General features: G+C 65.4%; 11 protein-coding genes and 2 pseudogenes. 8 read left to right on the top strand and 5 right to left on the bottom strand.

Features of this window, described 5'->3' with window-relative positions; all coding sequences use genetic code 11:
* Window positions 1-80 precede the first annotated feature (80 nt).
* The 6 genes and pseudogenes from ACTGJ9_RS19235 to ACTGJ9_RS19210 all read left to right on the top strand — a co-directional run bounded on the left by ACTGJ9_RS19235 (window position 81) and on the right by ACTGJ9_RS19210 (window position 7,812).
* Window positions 81-986, top strand: coding sequence for a LysR substrate-binding domain-containing protein (locus tag ACTGJ9_RS19235; protein WP_456678337.1), 906 nt, complete (start codon window positions 81-83; stop codon window positions 984-986).
* Between the two features lie 127 nt (window positions 987-1,113).
* A complete protein-coding gene (kdgD, locus tag ACTGJ9_RS19230; RefSeq protein ID WP_456678336.1) occupies window positions 1,114-2,058 on the top strand; it encodes a 5-dehydro-4-deoxyglucarate dehydratase in 945 nt (314 codons plus the stop codon).
* A 23-nt stretch (window positions 2,059-2,081) separates the two neighbouring features.
* Window positions 2,082-3,440 (top strand): glucarate dehydratase, encoded by a 1,359-nt coding sequence (gene gudD, locus ACTGJ9_RS19225; RefSeq protein WP_456678335.1) that lies wholly within the window; start codon window positions 2,082-2,084, stop codon window positions 3,438-3,440.
* Window positions 3,441-3,458: 18 nt separating this feature from the next.
* A complete protein-coding gene (locus ACTGJ9_RS19220; RefSeq protein ID WP_456678334.1) occupies window positions 3,459-4,907 on the top strand; it encodes an aldehyde dehydrogenase family protein in 1,449 nt (482 codons plus the stop codon).
* A 37-nt stretch (window positions 4,908-4,944) separates the two neighbouring features.
* A pseudogene (garD, locus tag ACTGJ9_RS19215) lies at window positions 4,945-6,578 on the top strand (galactarate dehydratase).
* Window positions 6,579-6,607: 29 nt separating this feature from the next.
* Window positions 6,608-7,812, top strand: a pseudogene (locus tag ACTGJ9_RS19210) (mandelate racemase/muconate lactonizing enzyme family protein).
* A gap of 157 nt (window positions 7,813-7,969) precedes the next feature.
* Here ACTGJ9_RS19210 and ACTGJ9_RS19205 read toward each other — a convergent pair.
* The 3 genes from ACTGJ9_RS19205 to ACTGJ9_RS19195 form a co-directional block, all read right to left on the bottom strand.
* Window positions 7,970-8,326 (bottom strand): hypothetical protein, encoded by a 357-nt coding sequence (locus ACTGJ9_RS19205; protein ID WP_456678333.1) that lies wholly within the window; start codon window positions 8,324-8,326, stop codon window positions 7,970-7,972.
* 340 nt (window positions 8,327-8,666) lie between these two features.
* On the bottom strand, window positions 8,667-9,269 hold the full coding sequence (locus ACTGJ9_RS19200) for a DUF2147 domain-containing protein (protein ID WP_456678574.1): 603 nt from the start codon (window positions 9,267-9,269) through the stop codon (window positions 8,667-8,669).
* A 107-nt stretch (window positions 9,270-9,376) separates the two neighbouring features.
* Window positions 9,377-10,405 (bottom strand): NAD(P)/FAD-dependent oxidoreductase, encoded by a 1,029-nt coding sequence (locus tag ACTGJ9_RS19195; protein ID WP_456678332.1) that lies wholly within the window; start codon window positions 10,403-10,405, stop codon window positions 9,377-9,379.
* 182 nt (window positions 10,406-10,587) lie between these two features.
* On the opposite strand from ACTGJ9_RS19195, the gene ACTGJ9_RS19190 reads away from it, so the two are divergent.
* Window positions 10,588-11,058: an acyl-CoA thioesterase gene (locus ACTGJ9_RS19190; RefSeq protein WP_456678331.1), complete on the top strand. Its 471-nt coding sequence runs from the start codon at window positions 10,588-10,590 to the stop codon at window positions 11,056-11,058.
* Between the two features lie 6 nt (window positions 11,059-11,064).
* Here ACTGJ9_RS19190 and ACTGJ9_RS19185 read toward each other — a convergent pair whose 3' ends face one another.
* On the bottom strand, window positions 11,065-11,385 hold the full coding sequence (locus ACTGJ9_RS19185; RefSeq protein ID WP_237864982.1) for a 2Fe-2S iron-sulfur cluster-binding protein: 321 nt from the start codon (window positions 11,383-11,385) through the stop codon (window positions 11,065-11,067).
* Between the two features lie 111 nt (window positions 11,386-11,496).
* Entirely contained in the window at window positions 11,497-11,841 is a 345-nt protein-coding gene (locus ACTGJ9_RS19180) for an Hpt domain-containing protein (RefSeq protein ID WP_456678573.1), read from the bottom strand.
* A gap of 421 nt (window positions 11,842-12,262) precedes the next feature.
* Here ACTGJ9_RS19180 and ACTGJ9_RS19175 point away from each other — a divergent pair, with 421 nt between their 5' ends.
* On the top strand, window positions 12,263-17,977 hold the full coding sequence (locus ACTGJ9_RS19175; protein ID WP_456678330.1) for an apolipoprotein A-IV repeat region-like domain-containing protein: 5,715 nt from the start codon (window positions 12,263-12,265) through the stop codon (window positions 17,975-17,977).
* Window positions 17,978-18,195: the final 218 nt, after the last annotated feature.

The following is an 18,195-nucleotide window of genomic DNA, read 5'->3' as shown; positions in this document are numbered from 1 at the left end:
CAAGGCCGCCGTCTTTGTTTTGGTGATGATCGATGCTAGAAGTGCCGGGGAAACGCCTTATTCATCTAAGGCATGTATCGATGTTCGACCTCAACCAGCTCCGCTGTTTCGTCACGGTGGCCGAAGAACTGCACTTCGGCCGTGCCGCAGCGCGGCTGAACATGACCCAGCCGCCGCTGTCCCGGCAGATCCAGGTGCTGGAGCACATCATCGACGCGCCGCTGCTGGAGCGCACCAGCCGTTCGGTGCGCCTGACGCCGGCCGGGCGCAGCTTTTTGCCCGAGGCCCGCCGCATCCTGAAGCTTGCGGAAAGCGCCTCGCAGGTTGCCCGCCGCATCGCGCTCGGCAAAATCGGCTCGCTCAAGATCGGCTTTACGGCCGCGGCTGCCTACGGCTTTCTCCCCGAGTTGGTCGCAGCCTGCCGCGCCAAGCTGCCGGAGGTCGATTTCTCGCTGAAGGAGATGGTCTCCGGCGACCAGTTCGAGGCGCTCACCTCGGGCCAGATCGATGCCGGCCTGCTGCGGCCGCCGATCGCGCGGCCCGAGCTTGCCAGCCGCCGCGTCGTCGCCGAGCCCCTGCTCGCCGCGATTCCGAAGAAGCACCCGCTCGCGAATGCCGACAGCATCACCATCAAGGACTTCGACGGCCAGCCCTTCGTGATGTATTCGCCCTATGAGAGCCGCTACTTCCACGATCTCCTGGTGGCGCTGTTCACCCGCGCCGACATATTGCCACGTTACGTCCAGCACCTGAGCCAGATCCACTCGATCCTCGCGATGGTGCGCGCGGGCCTTGGCCTCGCCATCGTGCCGGCTGCGGCCGCCGGCCTGAAAATCTCCGACGTTCGGCTGCGCCCTCTGAAGTTGCGCAACCGCGTTCCGGTCGAGCTCTTCATGGTCTGGCGCCGAGACGACGAGAATCCGCTGCTGTCCGCGCTGGTCAAGATCGCCAGCGAATTATCGTCGGCCGAGGTGCTGGAAGATTGATGCTCAATCCGCATCGGTCGATATAGGCTTTGGCTTGGACCCGCATCGAACGGTCTCCTACACAACGACACATGGACGCGCGGCCTTGTTGCGGCCGCCACAACACGAGAAACAGGGAGCAGCGCCCATGAGCAAGATGACCCCGCAGGAAATGGCCCAGAAGATCGGATCCGGGCTCCTGTCCTTCCCCGTCACGCCATTCAAGGCGGACTATTCGTTCGACGAGGCGACCTACCGCGCCAACATGGATTGGCTGTGCGGCTATGATGTCGCAGGTCTGTTCGCGGCCGGCGGCACCGGCGAGTTCTTCTCGCTGACCCCGAGCGAAGTCCCCCACGTCGTCAAGGTCGCCGTCGAGGAGACCAAGGGCCGCGTGCCCGTGCTCGCCGGCACCGGGTATGGCACCGCAATCGCCCGCGAGATCGCGATCGGCGCCGAGAAGGCCGGCGCTGACGGCCTGTTGCTGCTGCCGCCCTACCTCACCCATTCCGAGCAGGAAGGCCTTGCCGCCCACGTCGAGGCCGTCTGCGCCGCCGTGAAGATCGGCGTCATCGTCTATAATCGCGACAACGCCATCCTCCAGCCCGACACGGTCGCCCGGCTCGCCGAGCGCTGCCCCAACCTCGTCGGCTACAAGGACGGCATCGGCGATATCGAGCTGATGACTCGCGTCTACACCAAGCTCGGCGACCGTCTGACCTATGTCGGCGGCCTGCCGACCGCCGAGACGTTTGCGCTGCCCTATCTTGACATGGGCGTGACGACCTACTCGTCGGCCGTGTTCAACTTCGTGCCGGAATTCGCCACCAACTTCTACGCCGCTGTGCGCAAGCGCGACCATGCGACGATCCACGCCGGCCTGAAGGATTTCATCCTGCCGCTGATCGCGATCCGCAACCGCAAGAAGGGTTATGCGGTCTCGATCATCAAGGCCGGCATGAAGGTCATCGGCCGCGATTCCGGCCCGGTCCGTCCGCCGCTGACCGATCTCAACGAGCAGGAGATTGCGGAGCTGACCGCGCTGGTGAAGAACCTGCCCGCCATTCGATCGTCACAACAGGCTGCAGAATAACAAACGACAGGGAGGAGCGTGCGATGGCCCAGACTGACATCTCCGGCGCGGCAGTCTCCGGCGCACCGGTCGTCACAGCGATGCAGGTGATGCCGGTCGCAGGCCGCGACAGCATGCTCCTCAATCTGAGCGGCGCGCATGCGCCGTTCTTCACCCGCAACATCGTCATCCTCACCGACAATGCCGGTCACACCGGGGTCGGCGAGGTGCCGGGCGGGCAAAAGATCTGGCAGACGCTCCAGGACGCCCGCGATCTCGTGATCGGCAAGACCGTCGGCGCGATGAACAACATCCTCGCCGATGTCCGTACGGCCTTCGCCGACCGCGATGCCGGTGGCCGCGGCAAGCAGACGTTTGACCTTCGCGTGATGATTCACGCGGTTACCGCGATCGAATCCGCCCTGCTCGACCTTCTCGGCCAGCACCTCAATCTTCCCGTCGCGGCGCTGCTCGGCGAAGGCCAGCAGCGCAAGAGCGTCGAAACGCTCGGCTATCTCTTCTTCGTCGGCGACATCCGCAAATCCAGGCTCGATTACGTCAAGGGCGAAACCGGCAAACCCGACTGGTTCAACCTCCGCCATCAGGAGGCGATGACGCCGGAGACGGTGGTGCGGCTGGCGGAAGCGACCCAGGACCATTACGGCTTCGCCGACTTCAAGCTCAAGGGCGGCGTGCTCCACGGCCAGCAGGAGATCGAGGCGGTCACGGCCATCGCAAAGCGCTTTCCGAATGCGCGCGTCACACTCGATCCGAACGGCGCCTGGTCGCTTGATGAGGCAATCCGCCTCTGCAAGAACATGCATGGCATCCTCGCCTATGCCGAGGATCCCTGCGGCGCCGAGGCCGGTTTCTCCGGTCGCGAGATCATGGCCGAGTTCCGCCGTGCCACGGGCCTGCCGACCGCGACCAACATGATCGCGACCGACTGGCGCCAACTCAGCCACGCGCTGCGCCTGGGTGCAGTGGACATTCCGCTGGCCGACCCCCATTTCTGGACCATGCAAGGCTCGGTCCGCGTCGCCCAGACCTGCCGTGACAACGGCCTGACCTGGGGCTCGCACTCCAACAACCATTTTGACATTTCGCTCGCCATGTTCACCCATGTCGGCGCCGCGGCCCCCGGCAAGGTCACCGCGATCGATACGCACTGGATCTGGCAGGATGGCCAGGCGCTCACCAGGGAACCGCTCCGGATCAAGGGCGGCAAGATCGCGGTCCCGGATCGTCCGGGCCTCGGCATTGAGATCGACCGTGCGGCCATCGAGGCCGCGCATGAGCTCTATAAGCAGCATGGACTCGGCGCCCGCGATGACGCTACAGCCATGCAGGACTTGATCCCCGGCTGGACCTTTGACGACAAGCGTCCGTGCCTCGTGCGCTAAGAAACTCTGGAGGAATCTATGACTGCGATGCTGAAGAACTTTATCGGCGGTGAATGGGTCGACGGCTCCGGCATCACCAGGAACATCAATCCCTCCAACACCAACGATCTGGTCGGCGAATACGCCAAGGCCGACAAGGCGCAGACCGAGAAGGCGATCGCGGCCGCGAAAGCCGCCTTCCCCGCCTGGGCCCAGTCGACGCCGCAGGTGCGCTATGACGCGCTGAACAAGATTTCTCTCGAAATCCTCGCCCGCAAGGAAGAGCTCGGCCGCCTGCTTGCCCGCGAGGAAGGCAAGACTCTGCCCGAGGGCATCGGCGAGGTCGCCCGCGCCGGCCAGATCTTTGCGTTCTTCGCCGGCGAGGCGCTGCGCCTGATCGGCGAGAAAGGCGCGTCCGTCCGCCCGGGCCTCGACGTCGAGCTCACCCGCGAGCCGATGGGCGTCGTCGGCATGATCACGCCCTGGAATTTCCCGATCGCGATCCCGGCCTGGAAGATCGCGCCCGCGCTCTGCTACGGCAATGCGGTCGTGTTCAAGCCGGCCGAGCTGGTGCCTGGCTCGGCGCATGCGCTCTCGGAGATCATCGCCCGCTCCGGCATGCCCGCCGGCGTCTTCAACCTCGTGGTCGGATCCGGCTCGGTGGTTGGCCAGACCATGCTCGAGCACCCCGATGTCGCGGCGATCTCGTTCACCGGCTCGGTGCAGACCGGCCGCAAGATCGCGCAGGCCTGCGTGACCTCGAGCAACATGAAAAAGTTCCAGCTCGAGATGGGCGGCAAGAATCCGCTGGTCGTGCTCGACGACGCCGACCTCAAGACCGCCGTCGAAGTCGCCGTCAACGGCGCCTATTTCTCGACCGGGCAGCGCTGCACGGCGTCGTCCCGCCTGATCGTCACCGAGGGCATCCACGACCGCTTCGTCGCGGCGATGGCCGAGCGTCTGAACGGCCTGTCGGTCGACGACGCGCTCAAGGCCGGTGTCCATATCGGACCCGTGGTCGATCAGAGCCAGCTCGACCAGGACCTGCGCTACATCAAGATCGGCCAGGACGAAGGCGCCAAGCTCGCTTTCGGTGGCGAGTTGCTCAAGCGCGAGACGCCCGGCCACTACCTTCAGCCGGCGCTGTTCACCGAAGCCAACAACAACATGCGCATCGCGCGTGAGGAGATTTTTGGCCCGGTCGCGACCGTCATCCGCGCGAAGAATTACGAGGAAGCGCTTGCGATCTCCAACGACACCGAATTCGGCCTCGCCTCGGGCATCTGCACCACCAGCCTGAAATACGCCTCGCACTACAAGCGCAACAGCGAGTCCGGCATGGTCATGGTCAATCTGCCGACCGCCGGCGTCGATTATCACGTGCCGTTCGGCGGCCGGAAGGGCTCGAGCTACGGCGCCCGCGAGCAGGGCTCCTATGCGCGCGAGTTCTACACCACGGTGAAGACGGCCTATACGTATCCCGGCTAACCACGGGGAAGATATCGTAGGGTGGGCAAAGCGAAGCATGCCCACCGCTTACGTTCGGCGTGAGGCACATGGTGGGCACGGCGCGTTGTGCCTTTGCCCACCCTACGATGAGCTTCTGAGGCAAAAGCGCATGGACCAGGACGTCGCGGCGAAAGAACAACCCCGCTACATCAAGCTCAACGCGCGCGACAACGTCGCGATCGTGGTCAATGATTTCGGGCTTCCCGCCGGCTCCCGCTTTGCGTGCGGGCTGACGCTGCGCGCCTTCGTGCCGCAGGGGCACAAGACCGCCCTGGTCGACATCGCGCAGGACGCGCCGATTATCCGCTATGGCGAGGTGATCGGCTATGCGCTCTCTCCGATCCTGGCCGGCGAATGGGTCGATGAGGCGCGCATCCGCATGCCGGAGGCGCCAGCGCTGGACAAGCTGGAAATCTCCACCGCCGTGCCCGCGCCGCTGCCGCCGCTCGAAGGCTTTACCTTCGAAGGCTTTCGCAATTCCGACGGCTCGGTCGGCACCAAGAACATCCTCGGCATTTCCTCCTCCGTGCAATGCGTCAAGGGCACGATGGAATATGCGGTGAAGCGCATCCGCGCCGAGCTCTTGCCGAAATACCCGAACGTCGATGACGTCGTGCCGCTGACGCACGCCTATGGCTGCGGCGTCGCCATCAATGCGCCCGATGCTGTGGTGCCGATCCGCACGCTGCAGAACATCGCGCTCAATCCGAATTTCGGCGGCGAGATTTTGGTCATCAGTCTCGGCTGCGAGAAGCTTGCGCCCGAGCGGCTGGTCCCCGAAGGCGTCAGCGATGCCATCGTGCGCATGCAGGACGAAGCTTTCGACGGCTTTGGCGCGATCGTCGACGCGATCATGACCCAGGCGGAAGCCCGCCTGAAAATCCTGAACAGACGCACACGCGAGACCTGCCCGGCCGCCGATCTGGTGATCGGCCTGCAATGCGGCGGCAGCGACGCCTTCTCCGGCGTCACTGCGAACCCCGCCCTCGGCTTCGCCGCCGACCTTCTGGTGAGCGCCGGCGCCACCGTGATGTTGTCGGAAGTGACCGAAGTGCGCGACGCCATCCAGCTGCTCACGCGACGCGCCATCAACGAGGAGGTCGGCCGCGCGCTGGTGCGCGAGATGGCCTGGTACGACTCTTATCTCGCCCGTGGCGGCGCCGATCGCAGTGCCAACACCACGCCCGGCAACAAGAAGGGCGGCCTCGCCAACATCGTCGAGAAATCTCTCGGCTCGATCGTCAAGTCCGGCTCGAGCGCCATCACCGGCGTGCTGTCGCCCGGCCAGAAGGCGACGCAGAAGGGCATGCTGTTTGCAGCGACGCCGGCTTCCGACTTCATCTGCGGCACGCTCCAGCTTGCCTCCGGCATGACCTTGCAGGTGTTCACCACCGGCCGCGGCACGCCTACGGCCTTGCCGCTGCGCCCGTGATCAAGGTCGCGACCCGCACCGAACTGGCGCGGCGCTGGAAGGACCTGATCGATTTCGACGCGGGCGGCATCGCCACCGGTGAAAAGACCATCGAGGAAACGGGCTGGGACCTGTTCCACCTGATCCTCGACGTCGCCTCCGGCCGCATCAAGCCGTGGTCGGATCGCTGGGGTATCCACAACGACCTCACGCTGTTCAATCCGGCACCGGTGACCTGAGCGCCGGCAACTGGTCCAAGAGGAGCTCGATGTCGGGCATCACGACCCTGCGCACGGTCCGCATCGACGAGCGGCCGAACCTGATCTGGGTCGAGATCGAAACCGACGAGGGACTGACCGGCCTCGGCGAGAGCTTTCGCGGCGCGCAGGCGGTCGAAGCCACGGTGCACGAACTCGCTGCGCCGCTGGTGCTCGGCCAGGACTCCCGCCGCATCGAGGCGATCTCTCGCCAGTTGCTGACGCCCTATCTCGGCTTCCATAGCGTCAGCGCCGAGGTGCGCGCGGCCAGCGCGATCGATATAGCGCTGTGGGACCTCAAGGGCCAGCGTCACGGCATTCCCGTGCACGAGGCACTCGGCGGCGCGAGCCGGCTCGAGATCCGCGCCTACAACACCTGCGCCGGCTATGCCTACAACACGAAGAGCGCCGGGCGCCGCGAGATCGGCACTGACGACGCCGCGCGCGGCCCCTATGACGACCAGATCGCCTTCATGCGCGATGCCGGAGCGCTTGCCGAAAGCCTTCTGAGCGAAGGCTACGGCGCGATGAAGATCTGGCCGTTCGATCCTTTGCCGCGAATGGCGGCCATGCGATCTCGCTCACCGACCTCAAGACCGGACTGGAGCCGTTCCGCAAAATCCGTCACGCGGTGGGCGACCGCATCGAGATCATGTGTGAGCTGCACAGCCTGTGGGGCATGCACACCGCCGAGCGCATCTGCCGCGCGCTCGAGGACTACGGCGTGTTCTGGGTCGAGGACCCCCTCAACAAGATGGACGACGTACAGGGGCTTGCCGATCTCAGGCGACGCGTGAAGACGCCGATCTGCGGGAGCGAGACGCTGGCGGGGGCGGCGAGCTTCCGCAATCTGCTCGCGGCCGATGCCGTCGACGTCGTGATGCTCGACATCGGCTGGTGCGGCGGCCTGAGCGAGGCGCGCAAGATCGCCGCACTGGGCGAGGCCTACAACAAGCCGCTTGCTCCGCATGACTGCACCGGCCCCGTCGCGCTGATGGCGGGGCTGCATCTGGCGCTGCATGCGCCAACCGCGATCTTCCAGGAGGTCGTGCGCGCGACGCTGTCGACCTGGTACCGCGACCTCGTCACCGCGCTGCCCGTCGTGAACAACGGCATCGTGTTGGCACCGACTGCCCCCGGGCTCGGACTCGCGCTCAATCCGGATCTGCGCCGACGCGCCGACGCAGTGGTGCGAGAGACCAAACTCGGCGCGTAAAGCACGATCGCCGGTTTTTCGCGAAACCGTCCGGAGATATTGACGCGGAGAACTCCTCCTCGTTTCGTACCGTCGTCTCACGCAACCGAAAAACCCGCCCGAGGCCGGCTTCAGCGCGATGTCAACAACCTGCTCGACATAAATTCCAGGAGCATTCTCACGTCATGCTGCCCGGCATGAAGCACCGCACGCGCGGGTGGCCGTCTACATAGTGCTTCCAAACCATGGTGCGGCCGATCTTGTTCGGTTCGGTGACCACGGCGCCGTCGGGCACGACCACCCATTCGTCGTCGAGAAGCACGCGGTAGTGCCCCTTATCGGACTCCCAGTCGACATCTGCGACGACATAGCCGTCGGCATCCGAGCAGCACTGTCCGTACTCGCTGCGCAGACTCTCGAACCAGGGTTTGAGCGGCGAGTTGGCATAGCGTCCGTCGTCGCGCGCCATCGCCGATGTCACCAGCAGCAACGTCAGTCCCGTCAGCGTCGCGGCACATCGTCTTGCAAATCTCATCGCGTCATCTCACGGATCGAAGTCAGCGCCGCGAGGAACAGGCGACGTCGCTCACGCCCCCGAGCAGGCGCGGCAGCGACGACTCGCTCCTCCGGGCAGATTTACCGACAGCTATGCAAATTCAGCGCCAGCGCGCATTCCGGGGAACTACTGGCGCAACAGCCCCGCTTGATCGGCCTGGAACGTCCTTGGACCGCAGGCTTACTATTTTCGGGTCGAAGACGAGATCACCGATCCGGCAATGCCTTGAGCGGGTCGTCGCCGGCAACGGCAGGTTTTATGCGCCTTGCACGAAGGTGCGGACGTATTGAGATTGGCAGACGGTCGGCGTGAAAGCAGCCTACTTCTTCGCTGCCGGCGCCATCATCATCGCGCCGCCTTTTTTGGTCGCCGGTGCGGGCGCCGGCTTGGTCGCGACGGCCTGTGCGGGGAGATATTTGGCGATGATGGCGGGATCGACTTCCGCGATGCTTGCATCCGGCAAACGCTGCCAGGTCTCGTCCTTGCCGAACAGGGAAATGCCGAGAAAGCCGCGCATGGTCAGGACCTGACCGTCCGGGCTCACCGTCATCTTGGCCTTCCAGATGTTGCCGTCGCGCGGATTGACCACGTTGCCGCCCTCATACTTCAGCCCGTCACGTTTCATGTCGCGGATGAAGGAGAGCCCGAGCACCGGCTGGTTCTTGCGATCGTCCGTGCACTTCGTGCAGGCCTCGTTCGGGTCGTCGCCGGGGCGCGGAAAGGTCTTGGCGATGACACCTTCGAAGATGCCGTTGTGGTCGATGAAGAGGAACCACCCCACGGTCTTGCCGTCTTCGACCTTCTGCCAGAGGCCCGCAGCAGTTGGCTGCTGCGCTTGCGCCGCAGCCGGGCTCACCGCACTGAGCGACGTCGCGAGCGCGAGAAACGGGAGCAGTCGAAAGCCGGTAAAGAGATTCCGCATCATGATCATCCTGCTAAGCCGCCGCTGCAATGGCCGCAGACTACGGCGATTTCGCGAACGATTCCAGCACCAGAAACATGGGGCATCGCCCCTCCGCTCCCTCGCGATCAGTTGACACCAAGCTTCTTTTGCAGGCTGGAGGACGAGGTCGTGTACTGGAACACCAGCCGCTTCTCCGGATAGACGTAGCGGTGGGCTTTTTGCGACATCAGTGCACCTTCGTGGAAGCCGCACAGGATCAGCTTGATCTTGCCGGGATAAGTATTGATGTCACCGATGGCGAAGATGCCTGATACGTTGGTCTCAAACGCTGAGGTCTCGACCGGCACCAGATTGTTCTCCAGCGCGATGCCCCAGTTCGCGACGGGACCGAGCTTCATGGTCAGTCCGAAGAACGGCAGCATGGTATCGCAAGCAATATCGCTGATGTTGTTGTCGTTGCCCTTGACCGTGGCGCCGGTCAGCAGGCCACCGGCGCCCGAGAGCGCGGTGACCTGGCCGAGCCGCAGATCCATCCTGCCGTCGGCCACCAGCGCGCGCATCTGCTCGACGCTGTGAGGCGCGGCACGAAAATCGTCGCGCCGGTGCAGCAGCGTGATGCGCTTTGCGATCGGATGCAGATTGAGCGTCCAGTCGAGTGCGGAATCGCCGCCGCCGACGACCAGCACGTTCTTGTCGCGGAAATTTTCCATCTTGCGCACGGCGTAGTGCACCGAGGTGCCTTCATAGGCTTCGATGCCCGGCACCGGCGGACGCTTAGGCTGGAACGAGCCGCCGCCGGCCGCGATCACCACCACCTTGCATTCGAACACCTTGCCGGCGTCAGTAGTGCAGCGAAACAGGGGATCGCCGATCTTCTCCACGGTCTCGATCATCTCGCCGAGATGGAAGGTCGGGTGGAACGGCTTGATCTGCTCCATCAGCGCTTCGGTGAGGCCTTGCCCCGAAACCTTCGGAATGCCGGGAATGTCGTAGATCGGCTTTTCCGGATAAAGCTCGGCACACTGCCCGCCGACCTTGTCGAGGATGTCGACGAAATGCGCCTTCATGTCGAGAAGGCCGAGTTCGAAAGCGGCGAACAGACCGCAAGGGCCGGCGCCAATAATCAGCACATCGGTTTTGATCACGTCGCTCATGTCGTCTCTTTATCGGTCGTTATCGGTTGGACGGCGCCCGGCGGGCAGAGGTGACCCTGCCTGTCTAGCCAACGGGAATGGATCAGGGAAGGCATAAAAGCGGGAGCGCCCCGCAGCCGCGCCCACTTGCCGGGTCAAAATAACTGGGCTGTAACGAGGTTGGACATGACGGAGATCAATCGGTGAACGCACCAAGCCGCCTCGATACGACGCCGCGCCTGGAGGACTTCCCCTTTCGCCTCAGCGACAACGTGCGCTTCGGCGATCTCGACCCGAACCAGCACGTCAACAATGCGGTCTACGCCACCTATTTCGAGACCGGCCGCGTCACGCTGATGAAGCTCCCGGAATACGGGCTGACCCCGCCGGGCCTCGCCTGGATCATGGTGCGGCTCGACATGCATTTCCGCGCCGAGCTGCATTGGCCGAACACGATCGAGCTCGGCCTTGGCGTCGTGAAGCTGGGACGGACGTCAGTGACCTTCGAGCAGGTCATCTTCTCGCAGGGAAAATGCATCGCCTCCGCGACATCCGTCGGCGTCTTGCTCGACGAGACGACGCGGCGACCGGCGCCGCTGACTGCAGAGGTGATCGAGAAATTCAAACCCTGGCACAAGCGCGGCATCGAGGTCGCGCAGCCGAGCATATCGTAAGAAGGATCAGGCCTGACGTTCCGGCGTCGACACCACGAGCCCGTCGAGCTCGTCGGAGACCTTGATCTGGCAGGACAGGCGCGAGTTCGGGCGCACGTCGAAACCGAAGTCGAGCATGTCCTCTTCCATCGGCGTCGGGCTGCCGACCTTCTCGCGCCAGGCTTCGTCGACATAGACATGGCAGGTCGCGCAGGCGCAGGCGCCGCCGCACTCGGCCTCGATGCCGGGAATGCTGTTGCGGATGGCAGCTTCCATCACGGTTGCGCCGTTCTCGACATCCACCGTACGGGTTTCGCCCTTGTGGTCGACAAAGTGAATTTTGGCCATGAGTACTCGTGCTGCCGGGATCTGGGGAAAAAGGAGGGTCCGGGCTGTCCTATAACGGGTCGGTCAGGGCAGCGCTAGTGCGCAGTCCACCCGCCTTTGCGGGAGCGCGGCCTAATGCTTCAGGATCGCGGCGATGGCGGCGCGGACCTCGGCAACCGCCTCTTTCAGATCCGCAAAAGCCCGGGGTGGGTTGTTGCCGGTCCTGACAGCGGTCTCGAGCCCGGCGGCCGCATCGGCGACCGCAAAAGCGCCGATCCCGCGCGCCGAGCCTTTAAGCTTATGCGCGAGCGCACCGGTCTCGGCCGGCAGCGCCGTCATCGTCGCGATCAGCCGAATCGCCTGCTCGGCGAACATCGCAAGCACTTCCTGTTCCAGCTCCGCGTCGCCGAGCGTCATCCGCGAGAGGTGGTCGAGGTCGAGGGGGCTGTCGATGGGCGCAAGCGGGGGCGAGGGCATCCAGTCCATCCGTTGCAGTTCAGGCATCATGGCGCAGGCCCCGGCATCGCGCGACGGTCCGCCGGTCCGGCGGTTCGCCCCACCGAAGCATGGAAATGGTTAACGAAGTGTTTGGGCCGTTTTACGCAAATCTGCCCGTTTGTTGACGAAAAGTTGCCGCAATCCACCAAGTTCCGTGGAGAATTTCATTTAGCCCTAAGGTGTTACGGCGCGATCCTGTTAACGATGATTAAGATTGTCTTAACCGCAGGCATTTCATTCGCGACGCTCTGCCAATAGGATGTTGCGGAAATTAGCGGACAAGCCGTCCGGGTGGGGATGGCTCGGAGATCCGCGCAAGCGGCATGATCCGGTCTGTGGGCTTGCGGAGCGCGCAGGGCTCGCGGGGGGACGCGTACCAGTAACGAGGGCTCGACTGAACATGGCCAACACTCCCAAAAAGGTCAAAGACCCCACAGAAGTTGCGCTTTCTGCGATCCAGGAAGCCCTCAACATAAGCGACACGGCTGCCGACACCAGCCGTAACGCATCGATGCGCAACGAAACGGCGCCTCCGGTGACGCCGCCCACACCTCCCGTGTTCGACGAGCCGACGTTCGAGCCGCGCCCCGCCGCCAACGAGCGCGCGGTGTTCGATCCAATCGAGGAGCCGCGCACCTCGCGCCGCGCCGCCAATGACGACCGCGAGACAATCGGCCAGCTGCTCCAGTCGCTGCAGACGGGCCGCCCTGCCCGCAACATCTACACCGGCGCAACCATCTTCACCGTCGTCTGGCTTGCGGCCTGCGCCGCGCTGACGGTCGGCTTCCTGCCCTCGATCCGGGCTGCGATGGGCGAGAGCGGCGGCGTGCTGGCGATCGCCGGCCTCGCCACGATGTTTTTTGCGCCGATCATGCTGTTCTATTTCCTCGCCAGCCTGGTCTGGCGCGGCCAGCAGATGAGCCAGGTCGCACAGGCGATGGCGCAGGTCGCGATCCGCTTCTCCGAGCCGGAAGGCTCGGCGTCCGATTCCATGGTCACCGTCGGCCAGGCCATCCGCCGCGAGGTCGCGGCGATGGGTGACGGCATCGAGCGCGCGATCGCGCGCGCCGGCGAGCTCGAGACGCTGGTCGCCAACGAAGTCGCCGCGCTTGAGCGCGCCTATTCCGACAACGAAGTCCGCATCCGCGCCCTGCTCCAGGACATTGCGCATCAGCGCGACAACCTGGTCGGCCAGGCCGAGCAGGTCCGCAGCGCCATTTCCGGCGTGCAGATCGACCTCCGCCACGATATCGCGCTGATCTCGGACGCGATCGCCTCGCGCGTCGACGAGGTCGCGAAATCCATCACCGGCGCGCTGGAAGAGCGCGGCGCCCACATCACCGGCGCGCTGAGCCAGGCCGGCGACAACATGATCCTGGCGCTCGGCGAGCGCGGCGGCGACCTGCTCGACCGCCTCGAGGAGGCCAGCGCCGAGACCACCCGCGCGGTGCTCGATGCCAGCGAGCGGCTGACCACCAGCCTCAATTTCAAGACCGGCCACGTCCACGACGAGTTCGTCGACCTCGCCGACCGCGTCCACGAGATGCTGAACGAGCGCATCGACCGCATCACCGGCGAGTTCGAGCAGCGTTCCGCCGCGATCGTCGACGGCATCTCCGAGCGTACCGAGCAGGTGCATGACAGCCTGAAGAACTCGTCGGACTCGCTGCTGCTCGAGCTCGAGCTGCGCTCCAACGACCTCTCCGCCAAGATCGACGACGCCGGCAGCCGCCTCGCCGGCCAGATCATGACCTCCGGCGACAAGGCGAGCGAAGCGCTCGACGCCACGGTGAACACCCTCGTCGCCAAGGTCGTGAGCCAGACCGAGACCGCGCACGATTCGCTGTCGCTGCAGATGAGTGCGTTCGACGAGCTGGTGAAGAACCAGGGTTCCGAGCTGGTCGAGAAGTTCGCCCGCGATTCCGGCACGCTGGGTGCCCTGATCACGCGCCACATCTCCGAGTTCGACCGCACCGTGAAGACGTTCGGCGGCGAGATCGTCGAGCGCATGGGCCAGCGCACCCACGACATCCACGAGTCGCTGAAGACCTATGTCGACAATTTCGACACCCGCTTCACCTCGAATGGCGGTGCCATCACGGCCGTGCTCGACCAGCGCCTGGTGGAGTTCGAAACCACGATCGGCGAACGCGTCACCAATTTCGACGCCTCGCTGAACGGAAAGATCGCCAGCCTCGACAGCACCATCGAAGGCCACATCAAGACCTTCGACGAGCAGCTCGTTGGCCGCGTCGCCGCGCTCGAGCAGTCGTTCGACACCCGCGCCAGGTCCGTCACCGAGACCGTCGACGAACGTCTCAACACGTTGTCCATGACGCTGACCGATGGTGCCGCCCAGGCGATCCAGTCGGTCGACACGCGGTTGACGCACCTCACGACGACACTCACCGGTGGCGCATCGCAGGCGCTCGAGTCCATCGACTCCCGTCTCACCCACCTCACGACGACGCTGACCGACGGCGCCTCGCAGACGATCCAGGCGATCGATACGCGGCTGACGTACCTAACGACGACGTTCAACAGCGGCGCATCGCAGGCGCTGGAGTCCGTCGACAGCCGCCTCACCTATCTGACGACCGCGCTGACCAACGGCGCCTCGCAGGCCGTGCAGTCGATCGACACCCGTCTCAGCCTGCTGACCTCGACGCTCACGGACGGCACGGCGCAGGCAATCGAGGCGGTCGACCGCCGCATCACCAGCGTCGCCGATTTGATCGATGGTCGCAGCACGTACCTGACCGACACGGTCACGGCGCGCTTCCAGGACATCCACCAGGCGATCGAGACCAAGGTCGGTTCGGTTGCCAGCGACATCGACGTGCGCGTGGCGCAGTTCGAAGACCTGCTCGGCTCGCGTGTCGAGGCCGTCGCCGGCCGCATCGAAAGCAGCGGCCGCCAGGCCAGCGAGGACATGATGTCCCGCGCCGAGATGATCTCGACCGCGATCCGCTCGCACGTCGAGGACGCCGAGCGCTCGCTCACCAACCTCGTCGTCAACACCAGCGAGACGATCCAGACCGGTGCGCGCACTGCGCAGCAGTCGCTGATGACGGTCTCCTCCGACGTCAACGCCCAGCTCAAGATGACCTCCGCCGAGGTCGAGCGCGCCCTGACCACGGTCGGCACCGGTGCTGCGAACTCGATCCTGACCAGCGCCCGCGAGGCGCAGTCGTCCCTGGTCGCGGCGTCGGGCGATGCCTCCAACCAGATCAAGGGCCTCGCCGCCGACGTCGAACGCACGCTGTCCGCAGCCGGCGCGGCCACCGCGGCCTCGATCCTGGCCGGCGCCCGCGAGGTGCAGACCACGCTCGTCACGGCCTCGTCGGACGCGGCCAACCACGTCAAGACGCTCACCGCCGACGTGCAGCGTTCGCTGTCGCTCGCCGGCACCAGCACGGCGGAATCGATCACCGCCGGCGCTCGCGACGCGCAGGGCACGCTGATCGCGGCGTCGACCGAGACCGCCAACCAGATCAAGACGCTGTCCTCCGACGTGCAGCGTTCGCTCTCGATGGCCGGCACCTCGACCGCCGAGACCATCATGAGCGGTGCGCGCGAAGCCCAGAGCACGCTGGTCAACGCCTCCTCGGATGCGGCGAGCCAGGTCAAATCGCTCGCGGCCGAAGTGCACCGCTCGCTCTCGCAGGTCGGCCAGAGCACTGCCGAGACGATCACGGCCAGCGCCCGCGACGCCCAGAGCACCCTACTCGCGGTCTCGGCCGAACAGACCGGCCAGGTCCGTTCGCTCGCAGCCGAGATGCAGCGCGCGCTGGCGACTGCCGGCGGCGCCACCATCGAGGCACTGACCAGCGGCGTGCGCGAGGCCCAGGGCACGCTGATATCGGCGTCGACCGATGCGGCGAGCCAGATCAAGTCGCTGACGACCGACATCGAGCGCACGCTGACCGCGGTCGGCGCCGACACCGCCTCGACCATTCTCAGCAGCGCACGTGAGGCCCAGACCTCGCTGACCGCGAGCTCGGCGGACGCCGCAAGCCAGATCCGCACGATCTCGACCGAGATCGAGCGCACGCTGAGCACGGCCACGGCGAACGCGACCAACGACATCCAGACCAGCGCGCTCAACGCCCAGAATGCGCTGATCAACGCCTCCAACGAGGCGAGCTCGCGGGTCAAGTCGAGCTCGGCCGACGTCGAGCGCTCGGTGCTCTCCGCCTCGAGCAGCTTCGGGCAGGCCATGACCGGCAAGACCGACGAGATCGTCACCTATGTGCAGCAGCAGGCCGACCGCCTCGCGAACATGATCGATGCCAAGCGCGGCTCGCTCGTGGACGCGATCGGCTCCAAGACCAGCCAGCTCACGCTCGATATCGACCGCGTCACCTCCGACGCGCTGAAGTCGATCGAGACGCGCGGCACGGCCTTCTCGCAGACCATGATGGGCAACGGCAACGAAGTCGCCCGCACCATCAACGCGGCGAGCGAGATCGCGACCAGTGCGGTGGGCAAGTCGCTCAAGGACCTCGAACAGGCCTCGCGTGCGGCCATCGACCAGTCACGCCAGGTCTCGATTGCGGCCGTCACCGAGATGCAGGAGACCAGCAAGATCCTGCGCACCGACACGGTCGCGCTGTTCGAGCGTCTGCGCGAGGGCAACATCCTCCTTCAGGAGGTGCTGACCGGTGCACACGACAACCTCAACTCGCTCGAGCGGGCGCTGGTGACACGCGTCGCCGACTTCGTCTCGGCGATGAACGACGTCACCTCGCGCAACGGCGCTGCGACGCAGAACCTGGAAGACCAGCTCAACGTCTTCAACACCAAGACCACGCGCGCACTCCAGGACCTCGGCGAACTGTCGACCCAGTTCGACGCCCACGGCAAGGCGCTCGTCGATGCCGCGCAGGTCGTCGAGCAGAGCAACAAGAACACCACCGCCTCGCTCGCCGAGCGCAAGCAGGCGCTGGAATCGCTCGTCACCACCATCGACCTGCGCACCGCCGATCTCGACCAGCGGCTGTCGCGCTTCACCGGGCTGCTCGATGAGTCGCTCGCTGCGGCCGAAGAGCGTGCCCGCGACATCGCCCGCGTGGTCGCGGAGACCGCCGGCGCAGGTTCGGCCGCGATCACCCGCCAGTTCGAGGCGGTGCGGTCGGCGTCCGAAGAGGAGCATCGCCAGACCATCGATGCCATGCACGACATCTACCGCCAGACCACCGACGAGGCGGATGCGATGTTCAAGCAGTCGGCCGAGAAGTTCGGCAACCTCGTCTCCAGCATGAAGCAGATGGCGTTCGAGATGCACAACGAGCTCGAAGCCACCCGCAACGAGCTGCGCCGCGGCGTGCTCGAAATGCCGCAGGAGGCCGCCGAGAGCACTGCGCAGATGCGCAAGGTGATCGTCGACCAGATCGAGGCGCTCGCCGAGCTCAACCGCATCGTGGCCCAGCACGGCCGCGGCCTCGACGTCACCACGACGGGCCGCGCTTCCGTCGCCGTCCAGCGCCAGGAAGAGCCGGTGATGGCAAGTGCGGGCGTTCGGGGTACCGAGACCCGCATGCGCGACACGGGCAGCGCTTCCACGCTGCCGCCGCCCGACCTCGGCATGCCCGCCGCCTCACGGCGCACCGAAGCGCCGCCGGTCGCACCGGGCGCCAACGATCCCGGCCGCGACGGCTGGCTGTCGGATCTGTTGAACCGCACCGACGCCAACCAGGCTGCCCCGAACGGGCGCGAGGTCCCGCGCGGCCGCCAGGCTGCTCCCGCTCCGCAGCCGCAGGCCCCGCAGAATGGCGGCAATCCGCTGGAATCGCTGTCGCTCGACATCGGCCGGCTGATGGACCGCAATCTCGCCAGCGAGATGTGGGACCGCTACCAGCGCGGCGAGAACAAGGCCTTCACCAAACGCCTGTACACGCCCGCCGGCCAGAAGGCCTTTGACGAGGTCGCCCGCAAGTACCGCGCCGACCGCAACTTCAAGGGCACGGTCGACCGCTACATCGGCGAGTTCGAGCGCCTGCTCGACGAAGTCGCCCGCGACGGCCGCGGCCCGCAGGAGCTGCGCAGCCACCTCACGTCGGAGACGGGCCTGGTGTACACGCTGCTCGCTCATGCGGCGGGCCGGTTGGGGTAAACAAAGCTCGCGAGTCGCGAATAGCGAATGAGAAAACGGAGCCCTGTCGGGCTCCGTTTTGTTTTGGCCGATGTTGCGCCAACAGTTCACCGTTAGGAAATTACGACGCCCCCACAAGCTCCGTCATTGCGAGGAGCTCTTGCGACGAAGCAATCCAGGCTACCCATAGGGACAGTCTGGATTGCTTCGCTTCGCTCGCAATGACGGAGGAGAGAGGC

Source organism: Bradyrhizobium sp. RDM12, from assembly GCF_051917485.1.
Lineage (GTDB): Bacteria > Pseudomonadota > Alphaproteobacteria > Rhizobiales > Xanthobacteraceae > Bradyrhizobium.
The sequence above is the reverse complement of the archived record's forward strand: the minus strand, read 5'-3'. Positions and strand labels throughout refer to the sequence as shown.

Coding starts and splice junctions, on each gene's coding strand:
- ACTGJ9_RS19180 (WP_456678573.1), bottom strand. CDS start 11,841: ATGCCCTCGCCCCCGCTTGCGCCCATCGACAGCCCCCTCGACCTCGAC.
- kdgD (WP_456678336.1), top strand. CDS start 1,114: ATGAGCAAGATGACCCCGCAGGAAATGGCCCAGAAGATCGGATCCGGG.
- ACTGJ9_RS19200 (WP_456678574.1), bottom strand. CDS start 9,269: ATGCGGAATCTCTTTACCGGCTTTCGACTGCTCCCGTTTCTCGCGCTC.
- ACTGJ9_RS19195 (WP_456678332.1), bottom strand. CDS start 10,405: ATGAGCGACGTGATCAAAACCGATGTGCTGATTATTGGCGCCGGCCCT.
- gudD (WP_456678335.1), top strand. CDS start 2,082: ATGGCCCAGACTGACATCTCCGGCGCGGCAGTCTCCGGCGCACCGGTC.
- ACTGJ9_RS19220 (WP_456678334.1), top strand. CDS start 3,459: ATGACTGCGATGCTGAAGAACTTTATCGGCGGTGAATGGGTCGACGGC.
- ACTGJ9_RS19175 (WP_456678330.1), top strand. CDS start 12,263: ATGGCCAACACTCCCAAAAAGGTCAAAGACCCCACAGAAGTTGCGCTT.
- ACTGJ9_RS19205 (WP_456678333.1), bottom strand. CDS start 8,326: ATGAGATTTGCAAGACGATGTGCCGCGACGCTGACGGGACTGACGTTG.
- ACTGJ9_RS19185 (WP_237864982.1), bottom strand. CDS start 11,385: ATGGCCAAAATTCACTTTGTCGACCACAAGGGCGAAACCCGTACGGTG.
- ACTGJ9_RS19235 (WP_456678337.1), top strand. CDS start 81: ATGTTCGACCTCAACCAGCTCCGCTGTTTCGTCACGGTGGCCGAAGAA.